The organism is Pseudorhodoferax soli (assembly GCF_003337555.1).
GTDB lineage: Bacteria > Pseudomonadota > Gammaproteobacteria > Burkholderiales > Burkholderiaceae_C > Pseudorhodoferax > Pseudorhodoferax soli.
The window spans coordinates 202,979-228,209 of the sequence record NZ_QPJK01000012.1 but is presented as its reverse complement, the minus strand read 5'-3'; the positions used below and the strand labels follow the sequence as shown (position 1 = coordinate 228,209).

Here is a 25,231-nt window from a genome sequence, read left to right as displayed (position 1 = left end):
CGGAGGGTGGGAAGAAGGGGGGTCAGCGCTGCGGCATGTCCTTGGCCGAGTAGCCCAGGCTCACGGCCGCGTCTTCGGGAATGGCGGGCACCGTGGCCTCCCAGGCCAGCCAGTCGGCGCGCAGGCGCTCGAGCAGCTCGGGGTGCTTGTGCGCGAGGTTGGCGCGCTCGCGCGCGTCCTGCCGCAGGTTGAACAGGTACTCGTGTTCGTCGACACGGAGGTACTTCCAGTCGCCATGGCGCAGCGCGCGCTGGTGGCGGTGGTGCATGCGCCAGTACAGCGGGCGCTCGAAGGTCTGGCTGGGGTCGCGCAGCACGGCGGCGAGCGAGACGCCGTCGATGGGATGGTCCGGGTGCGGGGTGCCGCCGCCGAGCTCCAGCAGCGTGGCCGACCAGTCCATCGTCATGCAGTGCTGGGCGCTGGTCGTGCCGGCCGGAATCGCGGCTGGCCAGTGTGCGATCCAGGGCACGCGGATGCCGCCTTCGGTCAGGTCCATCTTGCCTCCAACCAGCGGCCAGTTGTCCGAGAAGCGCTCGCCGCCGTTGTCGCTGGTGAAGACTATCAGCGTGTTCTCCAGCAGGCCCTCCTCGCGCAGCGCGGCGACCAGCCAGCCGATGCCCTCGTCCATGTGGTGGACCATGCGGCGGTAGGTCTCCACGTCGCCGCCGTCCAGGTGGAACAGGTTGCCGGCCACCTCGGCCGCCAGGTGCGCGTCGTCGCGTGTTTCCCAGGGCCAGTGCGGCGCCGTGTAGTGCAGGCTCAGGAAGAAGGGCCGGCCGCCGCGGGCCGCGGCGGCGCGGGCCTTCACGTGGTCCACGGCGCGGCGCGACAGCAGGTCGGTCAGGTAGCCCACGTCGTGGCGCTCGGCTTCGTTCTCGTAGAGGTCGTGGTCGCCCTTGCCCGAGCAATGGCTGAAGTAGTCCACGCCGCCGGCCATGATCCCGTAGAAGTCGTCGTAGCCCGAGCGCTGCGGGCCGAACGCCGGTGGGTAGCCCAGGTGCCACTTGCCGATCAGCGCGGTGGCGTAGCCGGCCTCGCGCAGCAGAGAAGGCAGGGTCGGCATGGCGGGCGGCAGGCCCAGCGTGGGGCTGCCCTTGCTGCGGCTGTTGATGGGCTCCTCCATGCCGCCGCGCAGCCGGTACTGGTAGCGCATCGTCATGAGCGCGAAACGCGTGGGCGAGCACACCGGTGAGTTGCTGTAGCCCTCGGTGAAGCGCAGGCCGCCCGCGGCCAGCGCATCGATGTGCGGCGACACGGGGCCGAAGTCGGCCGGCCGGCCGCCGTAGCAGCCCAGGTCGGCATAGCCGAGATCGTCGGCGACGATGAAGATGAGGTTGGGTTTCATAGACGGCAGGGGTTGCGGGGCCGGAGCTTATGCGTCCGCGGGCCATCCGTAAAATTGAAAATTGCAGCCCAAACCAAAGTTTTCCGATGGACCCACGCCACCTCGTGCAGCTCGCCACGATCCTTGAGAAGGGCTCCATCACGCAGGCCAGCCGGCACCTGCACCTGACCCAGCCCACGCTCACGCACAACATGCAGACGCTGGAGATGCAGGCCGGCGGCGCGCTGTTCGAGCGCAGCCGCTACGGTGTGCGCAGCACGCCGCTGGGCGAGATGCTGGCGCGCGAAGGCCGCGCCATCGGCAGGAGGCTGAAGGACGCGGCAGAGGTCACGGCGCGCCACCGCAGCGGCATCCGCAAGCAGGTGCGCATCGGTGCCGGGCCGATGGTGGGTGCGGCGGTCGCGGGCGAGCTGGTGCGCGTGCTGCTGGCGCGTTTTCCCGATCTGGCGCTGGCAGTGCAGAGCGACCGGCCGCACCTGCTGGTGGAGCAGCTCATCGATGGCCACCACGAGTTCGTGCTCGCGCCCTCGTGGCTGGAGCGTCCGCCGCCGGGCATCGAGCGGCGCCTGCTCGTGGCCGACGCGCTGGGTGTGTTCTGCGCCCGCACGCACGCGTTGGCCCTGGGCGGCGGCCCGCTCGACGCCCAGCGCTGGATCAGCCTGGGTTCGGCCTCACCCTTCGACCAGGAGGTGCGCGAGATGCTGGCCGCCGCCGGCGTGCAGGCCATGCGCGTGGACGTCACGGTGCTGGGCGAGGCCTTCGTGCTGCTCGACACGCTGGCGCAGGGGCGGCACCTGGCGGTGCTGCCACGCTTTCCGCTGCGCCGGCTGGCCGAGCGCTTCGGTCTGTTGGAATTGGCGCTGCCCGTGCCGCCCCGGCCGCGCCCGATCTACCTGTGGTGCCGCACGACCACGCTGGAGGATGCAGGCATGACGGCCGTGGCCGAGCTGCTGCAGCAGACCGTGGTCACGCTGAGCATCAGCCCGCCAGCGCCGCCTCCAGCGCATCGATGAACATCGCCGGCACGTCGAAGCCGGTCTGCTCGGTGATCTCCTGGAAGCAGGTCGGGCTGGTCACGTTCACTTCCGTCAGGCAGTCGCCGATCGCGTCGAGCCCCACCAGCAGCAGCCCGCGCGCGGCCAGCACCGGGCCCAGCGCCTCGGCGATCTCGCGGTCGCGGGCCGACAGTGGCTGGGCCACGCCCTTGCCGCCGGCCGCCAGGTTGCCGCGCACCTCGCTGCCCTGCGGGATGCGCGCGAGCGAGAACGGCACGGGTTGGCCGCCGATCACGAGGATGCGCTTGTCGCCTTGCACGATCTCGGGCACGAAGCGCTGCACCATGATGGTCTCGGCGCCGTCCTTGTTCAGCGTCTCGACGATGGAGCCCAGGTTCAGCCCGTCGGCCTTGACGCGGAAGATGCCCATGCCGCCCATGCCGTCGAGCGGCTTGAGGATGATGTCCTGGTGCTCGGCGTGGAAGGCGCGCACCTCGGCCGCGCTGCGCGTGACCAGCGTGGGGCTGGTGTACTGCGCGAACTCCATGATGGCCAGCTTCTCGGGATGGTCGCGCAGGGCGGCTGGCTTGTTGAAGACCTTCGCGCCTTCGCGCTCGGCCTGCTCCAGCAGATGCGTGGCGTAGAAGAACTCGCTGTCGAAGGGCGGGTCCTTGCGCATCAGCACGGCGTCGAACTCCGCGAGCGCGCGCAGCGGCGTGGAGTCGATGCGGTACCAGGCGTCGGGCTGGCCGGTCAGCGTGAGTTCATTGACGAGGGCCTGCACCTTGCCGCCCGTGCGCCAGCCGATGTGGCGCGGCTCGCAGGACCATATGCGGTGGCCGCGGCGCTGGGCCTCGCGCATCATCGAGAACGTGGTGTCCTTGTAGATCTTGAAGCTGTCCAGCGGGTCGACGACGAAAAGGATGTTCATGCCTGGCTCTTTCGGGAAGGGGCGTACTGTTGCACAAACAGCGCCAGGGCGCCGGCCACCACCCCCCAGAAGGCCGAGCCGACGCCGGCAATTGCCACGCCCGACAGCGTGACGAGGAAGGTGATCAGCGCCGGCTCGCGGTGGCGCTCGTCGGCCAGCGCCGTCGCCAGGCCATTGCCGATGGTGCCCAACAGCGCCAGGCCCGCGATGGCCGCCACGAGTTCTTTCGGAAACGCCGTCAGCAGCCCCGTGACGGTGGCGCCGAAGATGCCGATCAGCACGTAGATCAGCCCGCAGCTGACGGCCGCGGTGTAGCGCTTGTCGGGGTCTTCATGCGCCTCCCGGCCCATGCAGATCGCGGCCGTGATGGCCGAGAGGTTCAGCGCGAACGCGCCGAAAGGTGCCAGCACCAGCGTGGCGATGCCGGTGATGCTGAGCAGCCTGGAGACCGGCATGCGCCCGTAGCCTGCCGCGCGGATCGCGGCCACGCCGGGCAGGTTCTGCGAAGCCATGGTCACGACGAAGAGCGGCACCGCGAGGCTGATGGCGGCCTGCCAGCTGAAGACCGGCATGGTGAACCGGGGCACCGCCAACGCCAGGTGGACCGACGACCACGCCAGCTCACCACGCAGGCCGCAGTAAACGATGGCCGACAGCAGCGTCAGCGGCACCGCGTAGCGCGGCAACAGGCGCCGGCCCAGCAGGTAGACCACCAGCATCAGCAGCACCAGGCCCAGCGCTGTCTTGGCGGCCAGAAATGCGTCGAGCCCGAAGCGCGCCAGCACGCCGGCCAGCAGTGCCGAGGCGATGGCCACGGGGATGCGGTTCATGACGCGCTCGAACCAGCCCGTGGCCCCCGCCAGCCAGATCGCCAGCGCGCTCAGCATGAAGGCACCCACGGCCTCGCCCATGCCATAGCCCGCGCCGGCGACGGCCAACACGGCGGCGCCCGGCGTGCTCCAGGCCACCATGACCGGCATGCGCCACAGCAGCGAGGGGATGGCGGTGGCCAGGCCCATGCCCAGGCCCAGCGCCCACATCCAGGAGCTGATGATGTCCGGCGTGGCGCCGAAGGCCAGTGCGGCCTGGAACACGATGGCCACCGAGCTCGTGAAGCCGACCAGCACGGCCACGAAGCCGGCGGTGAACGCGGGCAGGCTCAGGTCTTTGAAGAAACGCATGGCGCGCGATTGTGCCCACGCGTATTTTTTTTGGCCGGCCTGTCACAAGCCGCGCGGCTGGCCCGTCTTGAAGGGAAGAAGCCGATTTTTTCAACCCTTGACAAGGAAACACCATGACCCCCCGCCTCAACGCGCTGCAGCAGTCTCCCGAGCTCTACAAGAAGCTGTCCGACTACAGCATCGCCGCCAAGAAGGGCGCGCTGGACGCCGGCCTGCTGGCGCTGATCGAGATCCGTGCCTCGCAGATGAACGGCTGCGCGTTCTGCCTGGACATGCACGTCAAGCAGGCCAAGCTGCACGGCGAGGGCGAGTTGCGCCTGCACCACGTGGCGATCTGGCGCGAATCGCCGCTGTTCAGCGCGCGCGAGCGTGCCGCCTTCGCCTGGACCGAGGTGCTGACCCACCTGCCGGCCCACGGCGTGCCCGATGCCGTCTACGAAGAAGTACGGGCCGAGTTCCCTGAGAAGGAGCTGGTCGAGCTGACCCACAACGTGATGGGCATCAACGCCTGGAACCGCATGAGCATCGCGTTCCGCAACGTGCCCGGCTCGGCCGACAAGGCCTTCGGCCTGGACAAGGCGCAGTTCTCCTGATCGCAGGTCCACTCCACAAAAAAACACACACCATGAAGATCGTCGTCATCGGCGGCACGGGCCTGATCGGCTCCAAGCTCGTCACCCTGCTCCAGAACCGCGGCCACGCGGTGCTGGCCGGCTCGCCCAACACCGGCGTGAACACGCTGACCGGCGAGGGCCTGGACGCCGCGCTGGCCGGCGCCCAGGTGGTGGTGGACGTGGCGAATTCGCCCTCGTTCGCCGACCAGGCCGTGCTGGACTTCTTCCAGACCTCGGGCCGCAACCTGCTGGCGGCCGAGGCCCGCGCCGGCGTGCGGCACCACGTGGCGCTGTCGGTGGTCGGCACCGACCGGCTGCAGCAGAGCGGCTACTTCCGCGCCAAGCAGGCGCAGGAAGATTTGATCGAAGCCGGCGGCATCCCGTACACCATCGTGCAGGCGACGCAGTTCCTCGAATTCCTGGGCGGCATCGCGCAGTCGGCCGGCGCGGGCGGCGAGATCCGCTTGTCGCAGGCGGCCATCCAGCCGATCAGCTCCGACGATGTGGCCGCCGTGCTGGCCGATGTGGCGCTGGCCGAACCCCTGAACGGCCGCATGGAGATCGCCGGCCCCGAGCGCCTGCGCCTGGCCGAGCTGGTGCAGCGCTACCTCGACCTCCAGCAGGACGGCCGCCAGGTCGTGGCGGATCCGCAGGCGCTGTACTTCGGCGCGCCGCTGGACGACGGCACGCTGGTGCCCGCGGGCCAGGCGCGCCTGGGCACTGTCACCTTCGCGCAGTGGATGGCGCGCTGAGCCCGGGGGCTGCTCCTACACTGGGCGGTTCACCGAACCACCCATCCAAGGACCGTCCATGCCGTTGCAACTGCGCTCGCTGATCCGCCCCGACGCCACGCTCGAACTGTCGCTCGCCGAAGTCCCCATGCCCACGCCCACGCACGACGACGAGGTCGTGGTGCGCGTGGAGGCATCGCCACTGAACCCGTCCGATCTGGGCCTGCTGTTCGGCGGCGCCGACATGGCCACGGCCAAGGTGTCGGGCACGGCTGAGCGCCCTGTGGTCACGGCCAGCCTGTCGCCCGTGGCGCTGGCCGCTGCAGGGTCGCGCGTCGGGCAATCCATGCCCGTGGGCAACGAGGGCGCCGGCACGGTGGTGGCGGCCGGTGCCTCGGCTGCTGCCCAGGCGCTGCTGGGCAAGAAGGTCGCGCTACTGGGCGGCGCGATGTACGCCGAATACCGCGCCATGCCGGCCGCGCAGTGCCTGCCGCTGCCCGACGGCGCCACGGCTGCGCAGGGTGCCTCGTGCTTCGTCAATCCGCTGACCTCGCTGGGCATGGTGGAGACCATGCGGCGCGAGGGCCACAGCGCGCTGGTGCACACGGCGGCCGCCTCGAACCTGGGCCAGATGCTGAACCGCATCTGCCTGAAGGACGGCGTGCCGCTCGTCAACATCGTGCGCAAGCCGGAGCAGGCCGCGCTGCTGCGCGGGCAGGGCGCGCAGCACGTGGTCGACAGCAGCCAGCCCGATTTCCAGGCGGCGCTGGTCGAGGCCATCGCCGCCACCGGCGCCACGCTGGCCTTCGACGCCATCGGCGGCGGCAAGCTGGCCGGCCAGATCCTGCTGGCCATGGAAGCCGCCATCGCGCGCAAGGAGCAGGCCGCCTACAGCCGCTACGGCAGCAATGTGCACAAGCAGGTCTACGTCTACGGCAGCCTGGACCGCGGCCCCATCGAGATCGCGCGCGGCTTCGGCATGACCTGGGGCGTGGGCGGCTGGCTGCTGTTCCCGTTCCTGCAGAAGATCGGCCCGCACCATGTACAGCAACTCAAGGCGCGCGTGGCGGCCGAGCTCACAACCACCTTCGCGAGCCACTACACGCGCGAGGTCGGCCTGGCCGAAGCGCTGACGCTGGAGGCCATCGGCGTGTATGGCAAGCAGGCCACGGGCGAGAAGGTGCTGATGCGGCCGTCGGCCGGCTGAGACGATGGTCTGCCGCATCGACCACCTCGCCATCGTGGCGCCCACGCTGCAGGCCGGCAGCGACCACCTGTACGCGCAGCTGGGCGTGCACCCGCAGGCGGGCGGCGAGCATGCGCGGATGGGCACGCACAACCTGCTGCTGCGCCTGGGCGACGCGGTCTACCTCGAAGTGATCGCCGTGGACCCTGGTGTGCCGGCTCCGGCGCGACCGCGCTGGTTCGAACTCGACCGGGTCGCAGCCGATGCGCCACCGCGGCTGGCGTGCTGGGTGGCGCGCACGGATGACATCGCCGGGGCGGTCGTCGGCACGCCGCTCGGCGAGGTGCTGCCGATGTCGCGCGGATCGCTCGACTGGCGCATCACCGTGCCGGTCGACGGCAGCCTGCGGCTCGGCGGCGCCGCGCCGACGCTGATCCAGTGGGACACGGCAGCGCATCCTGCGGCTGCGCTGGACGACCTGGGCTGCACGCTGGCCGCGCTCGAATTGCAGCACCCGGAACCGGCGCGCGTGCAGGCGCTGCTCGACCGGCTCGGACTGGCGGAGCCCGCGATCACGCTGACGGTGCGCCAGGCACCAACGCCCGGCTTGTTGGCATGGGTGCGCACCCCTGCCGGGCTGCGCACGCTGGGCTGAGACCAAAAAAGCTCGGCCCGCGCAGTCTGAGCTGCGCCTAATATGTTTCTCATGATTGACAAAACCGCAGTTTTGTCAAAAATGAGGAGCACATGCCCAGCTCATCCCCGCCCACATCGGCTTTGTCGAACGAGGCGCTTGCCGCGATCGGTGCATCTGTGCGCGCGCGCCGCAAGGCCTTGGGCATCAGCGCCGTCGCCGCGGCCGAGGCGGCTGGCATCTCGCGGCCCACGCTGCACCGCATCGAGAAGGGCGGTTCCTCCGTCACCATGGGCGCCACCGTGCAAGTGCTCGTGGTGTTGGGGCTCACCGTCACGCTGCGGCCGCAGGAAGACGCTGCGGCCCAGCCTGCCACGGTGTCACGGCGCGGCTGGCTGCCCGCCCGCATCCGCATCACCGACTACCCCTGGCTGAAGCAACTGGCCTGGCAGTTGCACGGCCCGCAGGAGCTGACGCCACGCGAAGCCCTGGGCATCTACGAGCGCAATGCGCGGCACCTCGACACGGCGGCCTTGGCGCAGGACGAGCGGGACCTGGTCGAGGCCCTGCAACAGGCCTTCGGCGACGCGCCAGGCGGCGCCAGCCATGTTTGAGCGCCCGCACCACCGCCGCATCGCCAAACTGCTGGCGTCGCTCGACGGCGCGATGCTGCGCGAACGCCATTGCCTATTCGGCGGCGGCACGGCCATTGCACTGTGCTGCGGCGAGTACCGCGAGTCGGTGGACATCGACTTCCTGGTGTCCGACCTGGACGCCTACCGGCAACTGCGGCAGGCCCTCACCGGTGTGCAGGGGCTGGCGGCCATCGTGCGGCCCGAGGCCGCGCCCCTGGCGCAGGTTGGTGAGCTGCGTGCCGACCAGTACGGCCTTCGCACGCGCGTGCTCGTCGACGACCACGCGATCAAGTTCGAGATCGTCTACGAGGCGCGCATTGGGCTCGAAGCGCCGGGCGTGGCCGACGCGGTGTGCGGCATCGCCACACTGACAAGGCTCGACATGGCGACGAGCAAGCTGCTGGCCAACTCCGACCGGTGGATGGACGACGGCGTGTTCAGCCGCGACCTGATCGACCTGGCGATGCTCCAGCCCCGGTTGCTGCAACTGCGCCAGGCTATCGCCAAGGCCGAGGGCGCCTATGGGGTGTCCATCCGCCGCGACCTGCAGCGCGCCATCGAGCGCATGCGCGAACGCACCGGCTGGCTGGAACGCTGCATGCGCATGATGGCCATGGCTGGCACGCAGGCCCAGGTGTGGCAGAAGGTGCGGGCGCTGCGGCGCGTACTGGTCTAAGGCACGCGCAACTCGCGGTCTAATTGCGCCCATGAACCAAGACGCAAGCACCCGTCCCCCGCTGCCCGACCACCTGTCCGTCGACCCGCGCAGCCCGCACCATGTCGCGGCCGTGTTCCAGCACGACATCGGCATCCGCTTCAACGGCACCGAACGCCACGATGTCGAGGAATACTGCCTTTCCGAAGGCTGGATCAAGGTGGCCGCCGGCAAGACGGTAGACCGCAAAGGCAAGCCCCTGCTGATCAAGCTCAAGGGCGCCGTCGAAGCGTTCTACCGCGACGCCTGAAACCGGTTACTGTTTCGTTTCGAGAAACGATCCATTGCCCGGAGGGCGGTTTTTCTTATCTGGCAGAACTTCTACAGTTCATCCCATCGATGAGCCACACGCAAACGGTTCATCGAAGCGGTCACCCGGAAGTCCTGGTGACCGGATCGAACCAACCGATTTGCAAGGATGAACACCATGAACACGAAGTTTTTTGCCTCCGCCCTGATCGCCGCCGCTGCTTTCGCAGCCGCCCCCGCCTTCGCTGGCGACAACATCAGCGGTGAAGTCGGCTACGTGCCGCAAGTGAGCAGCGCCAAGAGCAGCCTGACCCGCGAAGCCGTGCGTGCCGAGTACCTGCAAGCCGAGCGCAACGGCACGCTGCCGGAAGTGGGCGAGGGCGCTGACACCGGCGCCGTGGCTTCTGCCAAGAGCACGCTGAGCCGCGACGCCGTGCGCGCCGAAGCTGTGTACGCCGTGCGCCATGGCCAACTGGTCGGCGGCGAAGTCTGAGCCTGCCCCCCCGCCCATCGCCTCACGATGGAACAAGGCCCGCGCCGCAAGGCGCGGGCCTTTTGCTTTTGTAGAACTGGCTGCGGCTTGGTGCGCTCGGTGCGATGCGATCAGGGAAAGTCCTAGGGGCGTTCACTGTTGTCGTTTCAGAAACGATGCATTGCCCACTGCACGGTTTTTCTTTGGCTCCAGGGCTTCGACAATTGAGCCATCGATGAGACGCCGACACGACTCGTCGAGACGGGGCAGGACAAAGGGTCCGGCTCCGCAGAACGGGAAATTGTCCTCATCACCCAAAGGAATTCACCATGAACACGAAGTTTTTTGCCTCCGCCCTGATCGCCGCCGCCGCTTTCGCCGCTGCCCCCAGCTTTGCTGGCGACAACATCAGCGGTGAAGTCGGTTACGTGCCGCAAGTGAGCTCGGTCAAGAGCGGCCTGACCCGCGAAGCCGTGCGTGCCGAGTACCTGCAAGCCGAGCGCAACGGCACGCTGCCGGAAGTGGGCGAAGGCGCCGATGTCGGTGCCGTGGCCACTGCCAAGAGCAACCTGACCCGCGATGCCGTGCGCGCCGAAGCCGTGTACGCCGTGCGCCATGGCCTGCTGGGTGGCGGCGAAGTCTGAGCATCCCGGAACGCCTGCCGACCAAGGCCCGCGCCGCAAGGCGCGGGCCTTTTGCATTGGTAGAAGTTCCTGAAGAACTGTTGCTGCAACGGAAACGATGCTTTGCCTTGAAGAGGCTTTCTCTATCGTTTCGAAGTTTTTAAACTTCATTTCATCGTCAATGTCAATGAAGGAAAGCACCATGAACACCAAGATCCTCGCCTCCGCCCTGCTCGCTGCAGCCGGCCTGGTCGCAGCGCCCGCATTCGCTGGCGGCGGTGTCAACGCCAGTGGTGAAGTCGGCTACGTTCCGCCCGTGGCAGCCGCTTCGTCCGGCAGCCTGAGCCGTGAAGCCGTGCGCAATGAACTCGTGCAGGCCCAACGCACCCACCAGCTCGCTGCCACCGGTGAAGTCGGCGACACGGGCTATGTCGCCTCTGCCAAGCCCAGCACTGTGACCCGTGAGCAAGTCCAGGGCGAGTACCTGGCTGCAGCCCAGAACCACCAGCTGGCCCCGGCCGGTGAAGGCGCCGACATCGGCTACCGCCCGTCCAAGAGCCTGCTGTCCCGCGAGGCCGTGCACGCCGAAGCCGTGCGTGCCCTGCGCGCCGGCGACCTGCCTGGCGGCGAAGTCTGATCCTCGCGCTTCGCGCAGGAAGAAAGCAGAAGGCCCGCGCCGCAAGGCGCGGGCCTTTTGCTTTGCACGGTCAGATCTCGACCTTGGAGCCGAGTTCGACGACGGCGTTGCTGGGCAGCTTGAGGAAATCGGCCGCGGCGCTCGCGTTCAGGTGCATCTGCGCGAACAGCTTCTCGCGCCAGGGCGCCATCCCGGTGCCGAGGGTAGGCACCACCATGTCGCGTGAGAGGAAGTAGCTCGTCGTCATGGTTTCCATCTCGCAGCCGCGCCCCCGCATCTGCTCCAGTGCGCGTGGCAGGTCGGGGTCGTTCTTGAAGCCGTAGTGCAGCACCACCTGCCAGCAATCGTGGCCCAGGGCCTCGATCTGCAGGCGCTTGTCCATGCCGATCCACGGCCGTTCGTGGCTGCGCACGGTCACGAACAGATTGGTCTCGTGCAGCACCTTGTTGTGCTTGAGGTTGTGCAGCAGCGCATTGGGCACGCTGCCGGGCTCGGCCGTCAGGAACACGGCCGTGCCTTCCACGCGCGCGGGTGGGCTCACGAACACCGATTCGAGGAAGCTCTTGAGGTCGATGGCGTTGGCGCGCAGGGCCTCGTTGAGCAGGCGCCGGCCTTCGTGCCAGGTCATCATGATCATGAACATCGCCGCGCCGATGAGCAGCGGAAACCAGCCGCCGTCGAACAGCTTCATGAGGTTGGAGGCCCAGAACGCAAAGTCCACGATGAAGAAGAAGCCGGTGGCCAGCACGCACAGCCACAGCGGGTACTTCCAGCCGTAGCGCACGACGAAGAAGGTCAGCACGGTGGTGATCAGCATGTCGGTGCACACGGCGATGCCGTAGGCCGCCGCCAGGTTGCTCGACGACTTGAACATCACCACGGCCAGGACGATGGCCAGGAACAGGCCCCAGTTGATGAAGGGGATGTAGATCTGTCCCGCCGACTTGACGCTGGTGTGCTGGATCTGCAGCCGCGGCAGGTAGCCCAGCTGGATCACCTGCTTGGTGACCGAGAACGCGCCCGTGATCAGCGCCTGCGAGGCAATCACCGCGGCCACCGCGGCCATGCCGACCAGCGGCAGAAGCGCCCACTCGGGCGCCATCATGAAGAACGGGTTCTTGACCGCCTCGGGCTCGCGTAAGAGCAGCGCTCCCTGGCCGAAGTAGTTGAGCGTCAACGCCGGCATCACCACGCTGAACCAGGCCAGACGGATCGGCCGCTTGCCGAAGTGGCCGAGGTCGGCGTAGAGCGCCTCGGCGCCGGTGACCGCCAGCACCACGGCGCCCAGGATGATGAAGCTCGTGCCCGGGTTGTTCCAGATGAAGCGCAGTGCGTGGTGCGGGCTCAGCGCGTGGAGGATCTCGGGGTGGTGCCAGATGTGCGAGACGCCGAGCAGCGCGATGGCGATGAACCAGATCAGCGTCAGCGGGCCGAAGAACTTGCCGATGCCGGCCGTACCCCGCTTCTGCACGACGAACAGGGCGAAGAGGATCACCAGCGTGATCGGGATCACGGCCTTGCGGAAGGCCGGCGACACGACCTCCAGGCCTTCCACGGCCGACAGCACCGAGATCGCCGGGGTGATCACGCCGTCTCCGTAGAACAAACAGGTGCCGAAGATGCCGACCAGGAGCAGCACCTGGCGCAGTTTGGGCTTGTCCTTCACCGACTGCGAGGCCAGCGCCAGCATGGCCACCAGGCCGCCTTCGCCGGCGTTGTCGGCGCGCAGCACCAGCACCACGTACTTGAGCGAGACGATGACGGTCAGCGTCCAGAACAGGATGGACAGCACGCCGTAGACGTTGTCCACCGTGAATGGCACGTGGCCGGAGCCGAAGATCTCTTTGACCGCGTACAGGACGCTGGTGCCGATGTCGCCGTAGACGACACCGATGGCGCCCAGGGTGAGCGCCGCGAGCGGGGTTTTTGCGTGTTGCAAAGGAAAGCCGCTCGGCCATGGGGCCAGCGGCTGGTGTTTCGCGGGACGACTATTGTGCGCTTCGCCCTGCAGCCGGCAAGCCGCCACGCTGCTTATGTTGCACCGCAGCAACTGCGTGGTTCAACGCGTCAGTAGACCTCGGCTTCGGGATCCGTGGCTTCCAGTTCGTAGGCGGCCGCAACCATGGCCAGCCGGCCGATCACGCCGTACATGTAGAAGCGGTTCGGGGCGCTCGCGCCCGGCTTCATGCCATGCTGGGGTAAGTGCGTACTCTCGGCAAAGGCCAATGGCACAAAGCGCGAGCCGGGTGCATTGAGGTTCTCGTCCGGGCCGCGGTCGGCATGCACGCGGTAAAAGCCGCCGACCACGTAGCGGTCCATCATGTAGACCACCGGCTCGGCCATGGCGTCGTGCATGCGCTCGGCGGTCAGCACGCCCTCCTGGATGATCACGTCGTGCACGGGCTGGCCATCCTTGACCACGGCCATCTTGTTGCGCGACTTGCGGTTCAGGCCCTGCAGCTCGGCGGCGTCGTGCACGGTCATGATGCCCATGCCGTAGGTGCCGTTGTCGGCCTTCACGACCACGAAGGGCTTCTCGTTGATGCCGTATTCCTTGTACTTGCGGCGCACCTTGGTCAGCAGCGCATCCACGTTGGTCTGCAGGCAGTCCATGCCCGCGCCCTCGGCGAAGTCGACCTCGCCGCACTTGGCGAACATCGGGTTGATGAGCCAGGGGTCGATGCCCAGCAGCTTGCCGAAGCGCTTGGACACCTCTTCGTAGCTCTGGAAATGCCGGCTCTTGCGCCGCACCGACCAGCCCGCGTGCAGCGGCGGCAGCAGGTACTGCTCGTGCAGGTCTTCCAGGATCCCCGGCGCGCCAGCCGACAGGTCGTTGTTGAGCAGGATGGTGCAGGGGTCGAAGTTTTTCAGCCCCAGGCGGCGCTTGCTGCGCACCACGGGTTCCAGCGTGAGCTCCTCGCCATTGGGCAGCTGGATGGTCTTGGTTTCCTTGATTTCCGGATCGATCGAGCCCACGCGCACGTTCAGGCCGGCCATGTGGAAGATGCGCTGCAGCTGCGCCACGTTCGCCAGGTAGAAGGTGTTGCGGCTGTGGTTCTCCGGGATCAGCAGCAGGTTCTTGGCTTCGGGGCAGATCTTCTCGATGGCCGCCATGGCCGATTGCACGGCCAGCGGCAGCATGGGCTGCGTGAGGTTGTTCCAGCCGCCCGGGAACAGGTTGGTGTCCACCGGCGCGAGCTTGAAGCCGGCGTTGCGGATGTCCACGGAACAGTAGAACGGCGGCGTGTGTTCCATCCACTCCAGCCGGAACCAGCGTTCGATGGCCGGCGTGGAATCGAGGATGCGCTGCTCGAGCTCGTTGATCGGCCCGGTCAGTGCGGTGATGAGGTGGGGAACCATGGAAGGGGCCTTGGGTTGGCAATATTCGAGTGAATTCTAGGGATATGGGGTGACCGTCCCGGGATGCAAGCGCCGCAAATATGATGACCATCATATTTCGTGCTATGTTCGCGGCCATGGACACCGCCCCGGGCCGCAAGCAGCTGACGCACGACCGCATCGTCGAGACGGCCGCCGGTGTGCTGCGCGAGTCCGGCTTCTGGGGTGTGGGTGTGGCCGATGTGATGAAGCGCGCTGGCCTCACGCATGGCGGCTTCTACGCCCATTTCGCCTCGCGCGACGCGCTGTTGTGCGAGGCCATCGCGCATGCCGGGCACGACAGCGCAGCGCGCCTGGCCAAGAGCACGGCGCAGCGCCAGGCGCGCGGCGCCAGCCCCCTGCGTGCCCTGGTCGAGGCTTACCTGTCCGACAGCCACCTGGGCGCGTTCACCCAAGGCTGCCCGGTGGCGGCCCTGGCCTCCGAGATGCCGCGCCAGTCGGCCGAGGTCGCCCAGGCCGCCGCAGAGCGCGTGCGCCGCCTGGTGGCCGCGGTGCAGCGCGCCATGCCCGAGGGGGCCGCCGAGCAGGCCGTTGTGGTCGCGGCCCAATTGGTGGGCGCATTGCAGCTGGCCCGCGCGTTGGGCGACAACGCCGAAGGCCGCGCGCTGCTCGCCGCCACACGCCGCAGCGTGCTGGCGCAGTTCGACGCCGTACCCGCCCGCTGAGCCCGCCCAGCACCGATCGCTTTCACGCCACCCGGAAATATGACGAACGTCATATTGGCCAAGCCAAGGATTCCTCCATGCAGATCGAGAACGCCACCCTGCTCGCCACCTGTGCCGGCCGCGCCGCCGGCGCCAAAGAAATGCTGGCCCACGCTCTCGTGCGCCAGGTGAAGCAGGCGCTTTCGGCCGAGCCCGGCGTCTGCCTCGGCCAGGTCAAGCGCTGAGCATGGCAGCCGTCCTGCCCGCGTCCGCCCAGGCGCCCGACCGAACGCAGCAACTGCTGCATGCACCGCTGCTGCCCACGCTGCTGCGCCTGGCCATGCCGAACGTGATCGGCCTGTTCGCCATGACCATCCAGATCGGCTATGACGGCTTCATCCTCGGCCGTCTCGGGCACGAGGCGCTGGCAGGCGTGGCGCTGGTGCTGCCGCTGTCGATGCTGATGGTGCAGATGTCGGCCGGTGGCATCGGTGGAGCCACCACGGCCGCCGTGGCGCGCGCGCTGGGCGCAGGCCGCACGGCGGATGCCGGGCAGCTGGCGCGGCACGCGCTGCTGGTGGGCTTGGCGATGGCGGCGTTGTTCATGCTGGCGCTGCTGGGCTTCGGCCGCACGGTGTACACGGCGATGGGCGGACGCGGCGGCGCGCTGGACGCGGCGTTGGCGTATTCGAACGCCATGTTCGGCGGCGCGCTGACGATCTGGGCGGTCAACGTGCTGGGTGGCATCGTGCGTGGTGCCGGCAACATGGTGTTGCCGTCCGTGGCCATGCTGGGCGCCACGCTGGCGCACCTGCTGCTGTGCCCGGCGCTGGTGTTCGGCTTGGGTCCGATTCCGGGCTTCGGCGTGGCCGGCGCGGCGCTCAGCACGCTGACCGTCAACGGCGTGTCGGCGCTGGTGCTGGCATGGGCCCTGCTGCGGCCGGGCGGCACGGTGCCGTTGCGGGCCAGGGGCTGGCGCATCGAGCGTTCCGCCTTTGCCGGCATCTTGCGCGTCGGGCTGCCGGCCTCGCTGAGCCCGGTCGTCAGCAACGGCTCGATCGCCGTGGCCACGGCGGTGGTGGGCAGCTACGGCACGGTGGCGCTGGCCGGCTACGGCGTGGCGGCGCGGCTCGAATACATCCTGGTGCCCATTGCCTTCGGCTTCGGCACGGCGTTGACGACGCTGGTGGCCACCAACATGGGCGCGGGCCAGACCGGCCGGGCCCTGCGCGCGGCCTGGCTGGGCGGCGGCTTGGTGGCGGCGATCACCGGCGCCATCGGTCTGGCCGTGGCGGTGGCGCCAGGCCTGTGGATGGACGCCTTCTCGGCCGATCCGCAGGTGCGCGCCCAGGGCGCCGTGTACCTGCGCATCGTCGGTGCGAGCTATGGGCTGTTCGGCCTGGGCCTGGCGTTGTTCTTCGCCTCGCAGGGCGCCGGCCGCATGCTGTGGCCGCTGGTGGGCAGCCTGGCGCGGCTGGCGGTGGTGGCGCTGGGCGGCTGGATCTGCGTGGTCTGGCTGCAAGCGCCGGCCAGTGCGTTCTATGGGGTGGTGGCGGCCAGCCTGGCGCTGTACGCGGCCGTCATCGCAGGGGCGATCCGCTTTGGCGGCTGGGCGCGCTGAGCTTCAGTTCTTCCAGAACGATGGCGTCAGCAGCGCCATGAAGCTCAGCATCTCGAGACGCCCCATCAGCATGGCCAGCGTGCACACCCAGACCTGGAAGTCGTTCAGCACCGCGAACGAGGACGCCGGGCCGACCGCGCCCAGGCCCGGCCCCATGCAGTTGACGCTGGCGATGATGGCGCTGAAGGCGGTCACCGGATCGAGGTCGGTCAGCATCAGCACCATCGACAGCACCACCACCGTGGCGCCATAGACCAGCATGAAGGCCAGCACGGCGAAGATCACGGGCGTGTCGACGACCGCGCGGCCCAGCCGCACCGGCTGCACCGCGCGCGGGTGGGCCAACCGGCGGATCTCACGGCGCGCCTGCTGCAACAGGATCAGCATGCGCACCATCTTGATGCCGCCGCCGGTGGAGCCGGCGCTGGTGGCGATGCCCGACAGCAGCAGCATGAACACCGGCAGGAACACCGGCCAGAGCAGGTAGTCCTGCGTTGAAAAGCCGGTCGTCGTGGCGACCGACACCACATGGAACATGCCGTGGCGCAGCGCGTCCAGCGGCGCATACAGGCCCTTGCTCCACAGCAGCAGCCCGGCGAGCAAGCCGCCGCCCACCAGCACCGACAGCGTGGCGCGCAGCTCGGGATCGGAGAGCGCCACGCTCAGCCGCCCCTTGCGCACGGCCGTGAAGTACAGCGCAAAGTTGCAGCTGGCGAACAGCATGAAGACCACCGCCGTCATCTCCAGCAGCGGCGAATTGAAGTAGCCGAAGCTGGCATCGTGCGAGGACAGGCCGCCCAGGCTAACCGTCGTGAACATGTGCATCACCGCCTCGATGGGCGGCATGCCGCCGGCCCAGTAGGCCAGCGCGCAGGCAGTCGACAGGGTGGCGTAGACGCCCCAGAGCCCCTTGGCGGTCTGCGCCATGCGCGGCGTGAGCTTGTTGTCCTTGATCGGTCCTGCCGCCTCGGCCTTGAACAGCTGGCTGCCGCCCACACCGAGCAGCGGCAGCACCGCCACGGCCAGGATCAGGATGCCCATGCCGCCGACCCACTGCAGGAAGCAGCGCCAGAAGTTCACCGACACCGGCAGGGTGTCGAGCTTGTTCAGCACCGTGCCGCCCGTCGTGGTCAGGCCCGAAACAGCCTCGAAGTACGAGTGCGTGAAGCTCAGCGGCCGGCCGATCTCCATGAACGCCAGCTCCAACGGCAGCGCCGCGAACACGGGCAACAGCAACCAGGCCAGCGAGACGAGCATGACGCCGTGGCGCGGCTGCAGTTCTCGCCGGTGGCGCTGCATGCCGCGCCACAGCAGCACCCCGGCCGCCATGGTGACCAGGAAGGAGGCGATGTAGGCGTCGGCCACGCCGTCCTGCCAGTGCCAGGACACGGCCAGCGGCAGCGCCATGGTCCAGGCCATGAACGTGAGCATCACGCCCAGCACGCGCAGGACCGGAAAGATGTCGCGCATGGCCCGGGACTAGAAAAAAGCCGCGCTGACGCGGAAAGCCTTCTCCACATCGCGGATCAGGCGCTTGTGGGGCACGAACACCACGACATGGTCGTTGCTCTCGATCACCGTGTCGGCGCTCGGGATGATGACCTGCGGCGCCACGGCCGGCGCGGGCGCATCGGTATCCGCCGCGGGCAGCGCCAGCGGATCGGGCAGGCCGCGCACGATCAGGCCGAAATGCGCCTGCTCGGGCAGCTTCAAATCGCGCACGGCCCGGCCGACGATGCGCGAGGTCTTGCGGTCGCCGCGGGCGACGATCTCCAGCCCCTCTGCCACGCCGCGGCGCAAGCTGTGCACGGCCTGCACGTCGCCCTGGCGCACGTGCGCCAGCAGCTCGCCGATCATGGCCTGCGCGGGCGACAGCGCGATGTCGATCTGCGTGCCGTGCATGAGCTCGGCGTAGCTGCGCCGGTTGATCAGCGCCAGCACACGCCTGGCGCCCAGCTGCTTGGCCAGCAGGCTGGACATGATGTTGTTCTCGTCGTCGTTGGTCAGCGCGAGGAACAGGTCGATGGTCTCGATGCCTTCGTCTTCCAGCAGGTTTTCGTCGGTGGCGTCGCCGTGCAGGACCAGCACCTCGTGCGGCAGCTTGCTGGCCAGCTCGATGCAGCGCTCGGCGCCGTGGTCGATCACCTTGACGTGGAAACCCGCGCCGGCCGCGGCCAGCTCCTGCGCCAGGCGCTCGCCCACGCGGCCACCGCCCGCGATCATGATGCGCTGCACGCTGCGCTGGGGCCGGCCCTGGCCGCGGTGTTCGTCGCGGTGCAGTGCGCGCAGCACGCGCGGGATGTCGTCGCGCGCGGCCAGCACGAAGACCTCGTCGCCGGGCTCCACGCGGGTGCCCCCGCTGCAGGCGATGAAGCGGTCGGGCTCGTCTTCGAAGCGGCGGTAGATCGCGACGATGCGCATGGGCACGTCCGGAACGCAGTCGCGCAGCTCGGCGATGTTGTGCGCCACCAGCGGCGCACCGGCCACCGCGCGCACGGAGACCAGGCAGGCCAGGCCGCCAGCGAACTCGCGCACCTGCAACGCTTCGGGGTATTCGATCAGCTTGAAGATGTAGCGCGTCAGCGATTCTTCGGGGCAGATCACGCGGTCGACGGCGAAGCCTTCCTTGTCGACCAGGTCGCTGCCGTGGCGGAAGGCCTGTGAGCGCACGCGTGCGATGCGCGTGGGGATGTTGAAGCGCCGGTGTGCGATCTTGCAGCAGACCAGGTTGGTCTCGTCGAGTGCGGCGCAGGCGATCAGCATGTCGGCGTCGCGCGCGCCGGCTTCTTCCAGCACGTCCGGATCGACGCCGCTGCCGACGAGGCCGCGCAGGTCGTAGCGCTCTTCCAATGCGCGCAGGCGGCGGGCGTCGGTGTCGATGACGGTGATGTCGTTCTTCTCGGACACCAGGCTGTCCACGACGCTCTCGCCGACACGGCCGGCGCCCAGGATGATGATTCTCATGGCCTGCGGGCCGGTGCGGGGATCAGTGCCGCGTCTCGCCGTTGCCCAGCACCACGTACTTGAGCGAGGTCAGGCCAAGCAGGCCGACCGGGCCGCGCGCGTGGAACTTGTCGGTGCTGATGCCGATCTCCGCGCCCAGGCCGTACTCGAAGCCGTCGGCGAAGCGCGTGCTGGTGTTGACCATCACGCTGGCCGAATCGACCTCGCGCAGGAAGCGCTGCGCATGCACGTGGTCGCGCGTGAGGATGGCGTCGGTGTGGTGGCTGCCGTAGCGGTTGATGTGGGCAATAGCCTCGTCCAGGCCTCCAACCACCTTCACGGCGATGACGGGCGCCAGGTACTCCTCGGACCAATCCTGCTCGGTGGCGGGCACGAGCTGTGCGCCGGCGACCCCGGCCAGGATGGCGGCGGCTTCGGCATCGCAGCGCATTTCCACGCCCTTGGCGGCATAGACGGCGCCGATCTTGGGCAGGAACTCAGCGGCCACGCCGCGCGACACGAGCAAGCCTTCTGCCGCGTTGCAGGGGCTGTACTTCTGCGTCTTGGCGTTGTCCGCCACGGTCACGGCCATGGCGATGTCGCAGGGGTCGTCCACGTAGACGTGGCAGTTGCCGTCCAGGTGCTTGATGACGGGGACCTTGGCCTCGCGGCTGATGCGCTCGATCAGGCCCTTGCCGCCGCGCGGGATCACCACGTCCACATGCTCGGGCATGGCAATCAGGTGGCCCACGGCCTCGCGGTCGGTGGTCTGCACGAGCTGCACGGCATCGGCCGGCAGGCCGGCTTCTTCGAGCGCCTGCTGCACCAGCCGGGCCAGCGCCTTGTTCGATTCGATGGCCTCGGAGCCGCCGCGCAGGATGCAGGCGTTGCCGCTCTTGATCGACAGGCTGGCGGCCTCGATGGTCACGTTGGGCCGGCTCTCGAAGATCATCGCGAACACGCCGAGCGGCACGCGCATCTGGCCCACGCGGATGCCGCTGGGCTGTTGCTGCATGCCGCTGATCTCGCCGATCAGGTCGGGCATGGCGGCCAGCTGCTCGCAGCCCAGCGCCACCGTGTCCAGCACCTTGGGCGTGAGCTTCAAGCGGTCCACCATCGGCGCCGAGAGGCCGGCGGCCTCGGCGCGCGCAATGTCCTTGGCGTTGTCGGCCTGCAGCGGCCCGGTCTGCTCGCGCAGCAGCCGCGCAAGCGCGCGCAGTGCCTGGTTCTTGGTGGCGGCGCTGGCGCGCGCCATGGCGGCAGAAGCCTGGCGGGCCTGCACGCCCAGCGTCTGGGCGTATTCGGCGATGTTCAACGCGTTCATGGCGGCGATTGTCGCGCAGATGCCCAGGATGGGCCGGCGGGCGGGGCTCTCAGCGCGCCGGCGCCTGCGCGCACACGCGTGCGAGCGCCAGCGCCAGGCGCTGCAGCGCCTGCCAGCCGTCGGTCGGCCAGTCCGGCACCTTGAGGCCCTTGACGATGCCGTCCACCGCGTGAGCGCCGTGCAGCAGCCGCGCCAGTGCGGCCGGCGACAGGCGTGGCAGCACGCGCTCGAACAGCCGCTCCTTGATGCCCCAGACGCGTTGCTCGCGCAGCGCCATGGGCAGCGGGCGACCGGCGGCCATGGCGTCCTTCACGCGCTTGAGCGCGCGGATGTCCTCGGCCAGCGTGTAGTGCACGAGCACGGCGGCCTCGCCCTCGGCCTGCAGGCCGTCCAGCATGCGCTGCACGCGCAGCACCTGGCCGCCCAGCACGGCCTCGGACAGCTTGAAAACGTCGTAGCGGGCCACGTTGAGCACCGCGCTCTCGACCTGCTCGAAGCTGAGCTCGCCGGGCGGATGCAGCAGGGCCAGCTTGCTGATCTCCTGGTGCGCGGCCAGCAGGTTGCCCTCGACGCGGTCGGCGAAGAACTGCAGCGTGCGCTGGCCTTCCTCGCCGCCCGTCACCTGCTGGCCCTGGGCCTTCAGGCGCTGCGCGATCCAGGCCGGCAGCGTGGCGCGCTCGATCGGGTCGATCTGCACCGTGACGCCATTGGCGTCCAGCGCCGTGAACCAGGCGCCGGTCTTGGTGGTGCGGTCGAGCCGCGGCAGGCTGACCAGCACCAGCGTGCTGTCGTTGCCCTGCGATTGTTCGGCCAGCTGCTGCAGGGCGGCGCTGCCGTCCTTGCCCGGCTTGCCCGAGGGGATGCGGATGTCCAGCAGCTGCTTGTCGGCGAACAGGCTCATGGCGCCGCCCGCGGCCAGCACGCCGGCCCAGTCGAAGTGCGCGCCCTGCACCATGAAAACGCTGCGCTCGGTGTGGCCCTGGGCACGCGCGGCCGCGCGGATGGTGTCGGCCGCCTCCTGCTGCAGGAGCGGCTCGTCGCCATGCAGGGTGTAGAGGGAGCGCAGGCCGCGCTGCAGTTGTTGCGTGAGTTGGGCCGGGGCCAGTTGCATGCCGGCAGTTTACGTGCCGAGTTCCAGCGTCAGGCAGCGCGCGGAACCGCCGGAGCGGCGGAACGCATCCAGCGGCACCACCTGGGCGCGGTAGCCGCGCTCTTGCAGCAACTGGCGCAGCGTGGCACTGCAATGGCCCATGACGAGGTCGCGGCCGATGCAGACGGCGTTGGCGGCCAGCTGCAGTGCGTCCTCCTCGGGCATCTCGACCAGTTGCGTGCCGGCGATGTCCTGCAGCTGTTGCCAGCCCTGCGGCGAGAAGGCCCGCTTGACGGCGAGCAGCTCGCCACCGGAGAGCAGGCTGAGGCAGGTGTCCAGGTGGTAGAAGCGCGGGTCGACCAGTTCCAGGGCCAGCACCGGCCGGCGCGCCACTTCCTGCAGCGTTTCGCTGGCGCGGCGGTCCGAACGCGGCCCGTAGCCCATCCAGCAGATGCCGCGCGTGTTGTCGACCACCGCGTCGCCGTTGCCTTCGAAACAGACGCCTTCGGGCAGCACGTGCAGGCGGTCGACCAGGCGGCGTGCGCGCAGCTGTTCGAACAGCGCGCGGCCGTGGGCTTCTTCGCCCTGGCGTTCGGGGTGGCGAAAACGCGCCAGCAGCACCTGGCGATCGATCACCACGGCCGCGTTGGCGGTGAACACCATGTCGGGCAGGCCGGCCGCCGGCGACATGGTTTCGACCGCGGCGCCCAGGCCTTCGTAAGTGGCGCGCAGGGCGTCCCACCCCGCGCGCGCGTGGCGGCGCAGCGTGGCGTCGTCGGGCCGCCAGAGGTCTGGCTGCATCCAGGGGTTGATGGCGTAGGACACCTCGAAGTGCTCGGGCGCGCTCATGAGCAGGCGTGGGCGCTGCGGTGCCGCAGCAGCCGCAGCGGCAGGCTGCGGCGCCGCGGCGCTGCGCGGCGCGCCGGCGCCCGGCAGGGCGGCCAGCACCTCGGCGAAGCGGTCCACGCCTTCGTCGATGAGCGCGCGCGTGATGGTCAGCGGCGGGGCGAAGCGGATCACGGTCTCGTGCGTTTCTTTGGACAGCACGCCGGCCTGCGCCATGCGCTCCACCACCTCGCGCGCGCTGGCGTGGGCCGGGTCCAGCTCCACGCCGACCCACAGCCCGCGGCCCCGCACGCCGCGCACCAGCGCGGGCCACTGCGTCTGCACACCACGTAGGCGCGCCAGCAGGTGCGTGCCCAGCGCGGCCGAGCGCGCGACCAGTTGCTCGTCCTCCATCACGCGCAGCGCTTCATGCGCCACGGCCGCGGCCAGCGCATTGCCACCGAAGGTGGAGCCATGGCTGCCAGGCGAGAACACCTGCATCAGCCGACGGTCGGCCAGGAAGGCGCTGACCGGCAGCAGGCCGCCGCCCAGCGCCTTGCCCAGGATCAGCGCGTCCGGGCGGATGCCTTCGTGCTCGAACGCGAACCGGCGGCCCGTGCGGCCCAGCCCGGACTGCACTTCGTCGGCGATCAAGAGGATGCGGTTGGCATCGCACCAGGCGCGCAGCGCCGCGAAGAAGCCGGGCGGCGGCAGCACGATGCCGGCCTCGCCCTGGACGGGCTCGACCAGCACGGCGCAGGTGCTGGCCGTGGTGGCGGCGCGCACGCTGACCATGTCGCCGAAGTCGAACCAGCGGAAGCCCGGCGTGAACGGGCCGAAGCCGGCGCGGTAGGAGGGCTCGCTGGACGCGCTGATGACGGTGGTGGTGCGGCCGTGGAAGTTTTGCCGCGCCACCAGGATTTCGGCCGTGCCGTCGGGCAGGCCGCGCACCTGGTGGCCCCAGCGGCGCGCGGCCTTGATGGCGGTTTCCACGGCCTCGGCACCGGTGTTCATGGGCAGCGCCTGCTCGAAGCCCGCCAGCGCGCAAAGCTTCTGGAGGAAGGGCCCCAGCGTGTCGCCGTGGTAGGCGCGCGAGGTCACGGCCACGCGGCCCAGTTGGCGCTGCGCGGCGGCCACGATGCGCGGATGCAGGTGGCCGTGGCTGACGGCGGAGTACGCGCCCATCATGTCCAGGTAGCGTTTGCCGTCGACGTCCCAGACATGGCAATCGAGCGCGCGCTCGATGACCACGGGAATGGGTTGGTAGTTCGGCGCGCAGTGCTGGCGCTCGGCCTCGATCAGCAGTTCGGAGCGGATGGGATGGCGGTCCATGGCGGTTCTCCTTGTTGTCACCGCAACTGTAGGAACAGCCGGCTGCCTGCGGCGCCAACGCAGACCGCGCGCGCTGCTGCATGCGGCACAGTTGAGCCGCCACGGCTTCCGAATCGGAAGCGGTGGCCCCCAGTGCTGCTACAGCTGCAACACGACGGAGCGGCAATGTCACGCGGCGGTGCAGGGCGCTGAAGACGATGGCGCGTCATCACCACCGGAGCCATCCATGCAGGCCGCTGTTTCCTACCTCTCCCGCCGTCGGTTGGCGCTGGCCGCGCTCGTGGCGGGCTGTGCGCTGCTGAGCGCCTGCACCACCGTCGTCCGCGAGCCAGCGCAGCAGCACCATGTGGTGGTGCGCGAAGTGCCGGCGCCGCTGGTGGAAGTCATCCCCGGCCCGCCGGGCCCTGGCCTGCATTGGGTGCCGGGCCATTGGGCGTGGCGCGAGGGCGACTGGCGCTGGTTCGGCGGGCGCTATGTCGCGTCGGCCGTGCCGCCGATGCCTGCGCCGTATGTAGAAATGGTGCCTGCACCGCCGTCGGCCATGCACGTCTGGGTGCGTGGCCACTGGTACTGGAGCGAGCGCGGCTGGGCCTGGGCGCGCGGCACCTGGGTGCGGCGCTGAGCCTCAAGCCAGCGGAAAGCCGCCGAACTCCTTGACCGTCTGCAGTTCGGTGTTGGTCACGATCTTCTCGATCCCCAGCGCGGCGTCTTCCAGCCAGCCATTGGTCAGGCGCTGGTACTGCGCCAGGTCGGTGCACGCCAAACGCACGAGGTAGTCGTAGCGGCCGCTGAGCAGGTAGCAGGCGACCACTTGGGGCGTGGCCAGCATGCGGGCCTCGAACCGGCGTGAGGCGGCCTGGCGCTGGTCTTTGAGCGCGATCTCCGCGAAGAAGGCGATGGCCGGGCCGACAGCCTGGCGGTTGAGCACGGCGCGGTAGCCGGCGATCAGGCCGTGCTGCTCGAGCTTGCGCACGCGGTTGAGCGTGGCACGGGCCGACAGGTGCACCTGTTCGGACAGCGACTGCACGCTGGCGCGGCCGTCGCGCTGCAGCAGGTCCAGCAGGCGCAGGTCGGTGCGGTCGAGCTCCATCGGCCGCCCGCGGCG

The 25,231-nt window shown here is 69.2% G+C and carries 25 protein-coding genes and 2 pseudogenes; 15 read left to right on the top strand and 12 right to left on the bottom strand.

The annotated features are described in order from the left end of the window. Positions 1–22 precede the first annotated feature (22 nt). On the bottom strand, positions 23–1,345 hold the full coding sequence (locus DES41_RS32955; protein ID WP_114471854.1) for a sulfatase family protein: 1,323 nt from the start codon (positions 1,343–1,345) through the stop codon (positions 23–25). Positions 1,346–1,431: 86 nt separating this feature from the next. On the opposite strand from DES41_RS32955, the gene DES41_RS32950 reads away from it, so the two are divergent. Continuing rightward, entirely contained in the window at positions 1,432–2,358 is a 927-nt protein-coding gene (locus DES41_RS32950; protein WP_170168361.1) for a LysR family transcriptional regulator, read from the top strand. Here the strand turns inward: DES41_RS32950 and gshB are convergent. Both gshB and DES41_RS32940 read right to left on the bottom strand, forming a co-directional pair. Next, a complete protein-coding gene (gene gshB, locus DES41_RS32945) occupies positions 2,324–3,271 on the bottom strand; it encodes a glutathione synthase (protein WP_114471852.1) in 948 nt (315 codons plus the stop codon). The two genes, DES41_RS32950 and gshB, sit on opposite strands and share 35 nt — an antisense overlap. Next, positions 3,268–4,464 (bottom strand): annotated as a pseudogene (locus tag DES41_RS32940) (benzoate/H(+) symporter BenE family transporter); the annotation flags it as partial. The gene gshB and the pseudogene DES41_RS32940, both read right to left, overlap by 4 nt. Positions 4,465–4,565: 101 nt before the next feature. Between DES41_RS32940 and DES41_RS32935 the strand changes: the two are divergent. The 10 genes from DES41_RS32935 (at position 4,566) to DES41_RS32890 (ending at position 10,948) form a co-directional block, all read left to right on the top strand. Further along, complete coding sequence (locus DES41_RS32935; protein ID WP_114471850.1) at positions 4,566–5,045, top strand: carboxymuconolactone decarboxylase family protein; 480 nt, start codon at positions 4,566–4,568, stop codon at positions 5,043–5,045. A gap of 32 nt (positions 5,046–5,077) precedes the next feature. Next, positions 5,078–5,818, top strand: a complete 741-nt coding sequence (locus tag DES41_RS32930; RefSeq protein ID WP_114471849.1) for an SDR family oxidoreductase — start codon at positions 5,078–5,080, stop codon at positions 5,816–5,818. A 58-nt stretch (positions 5,819–5,876) separates the two neighbouring features. Further along, the gene (locus DES41_RS32925; protein ID WP_114471848.1) at positions 5,877–7,004 is read left to right on the top strand and encodes a zinc-binding dehydrogenase; all 1,128 of its coding nucleotides are present in this window, start codon (positions 5,877–5,879) and stop codon (positions 7,002–7,004) included. A 4-nt stretch (positions 7,005–7,008) separates the two neighbouring features. Beyond that, a complete protein-coding gene (locus DES41_RS32920; RefSeq protein WP_114471847.1) occupies positions 7,009–7,638 on the top strand; it encodes a VOC family protein in 630 nt (209 codons plus the stop codon). Positions 7,639–7,730: 92 nt separating this feature from the next. Next, entirely contained in the window at positions 7,731–8,231 is a 501-nt protein-coding gene (locus tag DES41_RS32915) for a helix-turn-helix domain-containing protein (protein WP_114471846.1), read from the top strand. Continuing rightward, complete coding sequence (locus DES41_RS32910; RefSeq protein ID WP_114471845.1) at positions 8,224–8,928, top strand: nucleotidyl transferase AbiEii/AbiGii toxin family protein; 705 nt, start codon at positions 8,224–8,226, stop codon at positions 8,926–8,928. The genes DES41_RS32915 and DES41_RS32910 overlap by 8 nt, the downstream gene beginning before the upstream one ends. 31 nt (positions 8,929–8,959) lie before the next feature. Next, positions 8,960–9,217: a DUF3297 family protein gene (locus tag DES41_RS32905; protein WP_114471844.1), complete on the top strand. Its 258-nt coding sequence runs from the start codon at positions 8,960–8,962 to the stop codon at positions 9,215–9,217. Between the two features lie 177 nt (positions 9,218–9,394). Further along, entirely contained in the window at positions 9,395–9,709 is a 315-nt protein-coding gene (locus DES41_RS32900; protein WP_170168360.1) for a DUF4148 domain-containing protein, read from the top strand. A 308-nt stretch (positions 9,710–10,017) separates the two neighbouring features. Next, on the top strand, positions 10,018–10,332 hold the full coding sequence (locus tag DES41_RS32895; RefSeq protein WP_114471842.1) for a DUF4148 domain-containing protein: 315 nt from the start codon (positions 10,018–10,020) through the stop codon (positions 10,330–10,332). A 181-nt stretch (positions 10,333–10,513) separates the two neighbouring features. Beyond that, positions 10,514–10,948 carry a DUF4148 domain-containing protein gene (locus tag DES41_RS32890; RefSeq protein WP_170168359.1) on the top strand — a complete coding sequence of 145 codons (435 nt, stop codon included), beginning with the start codon at positions 10,514–10,516 and terminating at the stop codon, positions 10,946–10,948. Between the two features lie 70 nt (positions 10,949–11,018). On the opposite strand, the gene DES41_RS32885 is transcribed toward DES41_RS32890, so the two are convergent. Next, positions 11,019–12,887 carry a potassium transporter Kup gene (locus DES41_RS32885; RefSeq protein WP_114471840.1) on the bottom strand — a complete coding sequence of 623 codons (1,869 nt, stop codon included), beginning with the start codon at positions 12,885–12,887 and terminating at the stop codon, positions 11,019–11,021. A gap of 128 nt (positions 12,888–13,015) precedes the next feature. Beyond that, the gene (gene gshA, locus DES41_RS32880) at positions 13,016–14,308 is read right to left on the bottom strand and encodes a glutamate--cysteine ligase (protein ID WP_114471839.1); all 1,293 of its coding nucleotides are present in this window, start codon (positions 14,306–14,308) and stop codon (positions 13,016–13,018) included. Positions 14,309–14,424: 116 nt separating this feature from the next. Here gshA and DES41_RS32875 point away from each other — a divergent pair, with 116 nt between their 5' ends. The 3 genes from DES41_RS32875 (at position 14,425) to DES41_RS32870 (ending at position 16,612) form a co-directional block, all read left to right on the top strand. After that, entirely contained in the window at positions 14,425–15,012 is a 588-nt protein-coding gene (locus tag DES41_RS32875) for a TetR/AcrR family transcriptional regulator (RefSeq protein WP_245965973.1), read from the top strand. Between the two features lie 77 nt (positions 15,013–15,089). Continuing rightward, positions 15,090–15,236: a hypothetical protein gene (locus DES41_RS38590; protein ID WP_170168358.1), complete on the top strand. Its 147-nt coding sequence runs from the start codon at positions 15,090–15,092 to the stop codon at positions 15,234–15,236. Between the two features lie 2 nt (positions 15,237–15,238). Then, positions 15,239–16,612 (top strand): MATE family efflux transporter, encoded by a 1,374-nt coding sequence (locus DES41_RS32870; RefSeq protein ID WP_114471837.1) that lies wholly within the window; start codon positions 15,239–15,241, stop codon positions 16,610–16,612. A gap of 3 nt (positions 16,613–16,615) precedes the next feature. On the opposite strand, the gene DES41_RS32865 is transcribed toward DES41_RS32870, so the two are convergent. From DES41_RS32865 to rocD, 6 genes and pseudogenes are all read right to left on the bottom strand, one after another. Continuing rightward, entirely contained in the window at positions 16,616–18,082 is a 1,467-nt protein-coding gene (locus DES41_RS32865) for a TrkH family potassium uptake protein (protein ID WP_114471836.1), read from the bottom strand. Between the two features lie 9 nt (positions 18,083–18,091). Beyond that, positions 18,092–19,576, bottom strand: coding sequence for a Trk system potassium transporter TrkA (trkA, locus tag DES41_RS32860; RefSeq protein ID WP_114471835.1), 1,485 nt, complete (start codon positions 19,574–19,576; stop codon positions 18,092–18,094). Between the two features lie 22 nt (positions 19,577–19,598). Further along, complete coding sequence (locus DES41_RS32855) at positions 19,599–20,879, bottom strand: glutamate-5-semialdehyde dehydrogenase (RefSeq protein ID WP_114471834.1); 1,281 nt, start codon at positions 20,877–20,879, stop codon at positions 19,599–19,601. A 49-nt stretch (positions 20,880–20,928) separates the two neighbouring features. Continuing rightward, on the bottom strand, positions 20,929–21,990 hold the full coding sequence (gene holA / locus DES41_RS32850; protein ID WP_114471833.1) for a DNA polymerase III subunit delta: 1,062 nt from the start codon (positions 21,988–21,990) through the stop codon (positions 20,929–20,931). A 9-nt stretch (positions 21,991–21,999) separates the two neighbouring features. Continuing rightward, positions 22,000–22,770 carry a dimethylarginine dimethylaminohydrolase family protein gene (locus tag DES41_RS39950; protein ID WP_425466414.1) on the bottom strand — a complete coding sequence of 257 codons (771 nt, stop codon included), beginning with the start codon at positions 22,768–22,770 and terminating at the stop codon, positions 22,000–22,002. Between the two features lie 123 nt (positions 22,771–22,893). Beyond that, a pseudogene (gene rocD / locus DES41_RS39945) lies at positions 22,894–24,126 on the bottom strand (ornithine--oxo-acid transaminase); the annotation flags it as partial. A gap of 226 nt (positions 24,127–24,352) precedes the next feature. Between rocD and DES41_RS38930 the strand changes: the two are divergent. Further along, the gene (locus tag DES41_RS38930; RefSeq protein WP_114471831.1) at positions 24,353–24,748 is read left to right on the top strand and encodes a YXWGXW repeat-containing protein; all 396 of its coding nucleotides are present in this window, start codon (positions 24,353–24,355) and stop codon (positions 24,746–24,748) included. 3 nt (positions 24,749–24,751) lie between these two features. Here the strand turns inward: DES41_RS38930 and DES41_RS32835 are convergent, their stop codons facing one another. Further along, positions 24,752–25,216 (bottom strand): Lrp/AsnC family transcriptional regulator, encoded by a 465-nt coding sequence (locus DES41_RS32835; protein ID WP_114471830.1) that lies wholly within the window; start codon positions 25,214–25,216, stop codon positions 24,752–24,754. Positions 25,217–25,231 lie beyond the last annotated feature (15 nt).

Bases quoted from the DNA above. Each gene is read 5' to 3' on its own strand.
- DES41_RS32955 (WP_114471854.1), bottom strand. From the start codon at position 1,345: ATGAAACCCAACCTCATCTTCATCGTCGCCGACGATCTCGGCTATGCC.
- DES41_RS32950 (WP_170168361.1), top strand. From the start codon at position 1,432: ATGGACCCACGCCACCTCGTGCAGCTCGCCACGATCCTTGAGAAGGGC.
- gshB (WP_114471852.1), bottom strand. From the start codon at position 3,271: ATGAACATCCTTTTCGTCGTCGACCCGCTGGACAGCTTCAAGATCTAC.
- DES41_RS32935 (WP_114471850.1), top strand. From the start codon at position 4,566: ATGACCCCCCGCCTCAACGCGCTGCAGCAGTCTCCCGAGCTCTACAAG.
- DES41_RS32930 (WP_114471849.1), top strand. From the start codon at position 5,078: ATGAAGATCGTCGTCATCGGCGGCACGGGCCTGATCGGCTCCAAGCTC.
- DES41_RS32925 (WP_114471848.1), top strand. From the start codon at position 5,877: ATGCCGTTGCAACTGCGCTCGCTGATCCGCCCCGACGCCACGCTCGAA.
- DES41_RS32920 (WP_114471847.1), top strand. From the start codon at position 7,009: ATGGTCTGCCGCATCGACCACCTCGCCATCGTGGCGCCCACGCTGCAG.
- DES41_RS32915 (WP_114471846.1), top strand. From the start codon at position 7,731: ATGCCCAGCTCATCCCCGCCCACATCGGCTTTGTCGAACGAGGCGCTT.
- DES41_RS32910 (WP_114471845.1), top strand. From the start codon at position 8,224: ATGTTTGAGCGCCCGCACCACCGCCGCATCGCCAAACTGCTGGCGTCG.
- DES41_RS32905 (WP_114471844.1), top strand. From the start codon at position 8,960: ATGAACCAAGACGCAAGCACCCGTCCCCCGCTGCCCGACCACCTGTCC.
- DES41_RS32900 (WP_170168360.1), top strand. From the start codon at position 9,395: ATGAACACGAAGTTTTTTGCCTCCGCCCTGATCGCCGCCGCTGCTTTC.
- DES41_RS32895 (WP_114471842.1), top strand. From the start codon at position 10,018: ATGAACACGAAGTTTTTTGCCTCCGCCCTGATCGCCGCCGCCGCTTTC.
- DES41_RS32890 (WP_170168359.1), top strand. From the start codon at position 10,514: ATGAACACCAAGATCCTCGCCTCCGCCCTGCTCGCTGCAGCCGGCCTG.
- gshA (WP_114471839.1), bottom strand. From the start codon at position 14,308: ATGGTTCCCCACCTCATCACCGCACTGACCGGGCCGATCAACGAGCTC.
- DES41_RS32875 (WP_245965973.1), top strand. From the start codon at position 14,425: ATGGACACCGCCCCGGGCCGCAAGCAGCTGACGCACGACCGCATCGTC.
- DES41_RS38590 (WP_170168358.1), top strand. From the start codon at position 15,090: ATGCAGATCGAGAACGCCACCCTGCTCGCCACCTGTGCCGGCCGCGCC.
- DES41_RS32870 (WP_114471837.1), top strand. From the start codon at position 15,239: ATGGCAGCCGTCCTGCCCGCGTCCGCCCAGGCGCCCGACCGAACGCAG.
- DES41_RS32865 (WP_114471836.1), bottom strand. From the start codon at position 18,082: ATGCGCGACATCTTTCCGGTCCTGCGCGTGCTGGGCGTGATGCTCACG.
- trkA (WP_114471835.1), bottom strand. From the start codon at position 19,576: ATGAGAATCATCATCCTGGGCGCCGGCCGTGTCGGCGAGAGCGTCGTG.
- DES41_RS32855 (WP_114471834.1), bottom strand. From the start codon at position 20,879: ATGAACGCGTTGAACATCGCCGAATACGCCCAGACGCTGGGCGTGCAG.
- holA (WP_114471833.1), bottom strand. From the start codon at position 21,990: ATGCAACTGGCCCCGGCCCAACTCACGCAACAACTGCAGCGCGGCCTG.
- DES41_RS39950 (WP_425466414.1), bottom strand. From the start codon at position 22,770: ATGCAGCCAGACCTCTGGCGGCCCGACGACGCCACGCTGCGCCGCCAC.
- DES41_RS38930 (WP_114471831.1), top strand. From the start codon at position 24,353: ATGCAGGCCGCTGTTTCCTACCTCTCCCGCCGTCGGTTGGCGCTGGCC.
- DES41_RS32835 (WP_114471830.1), bottom strand. From the start codon at position 25,216: ATGGAGCTCGACCGCACCGACCTGCGCCTGCTGGACCTGCTGCAGCGC.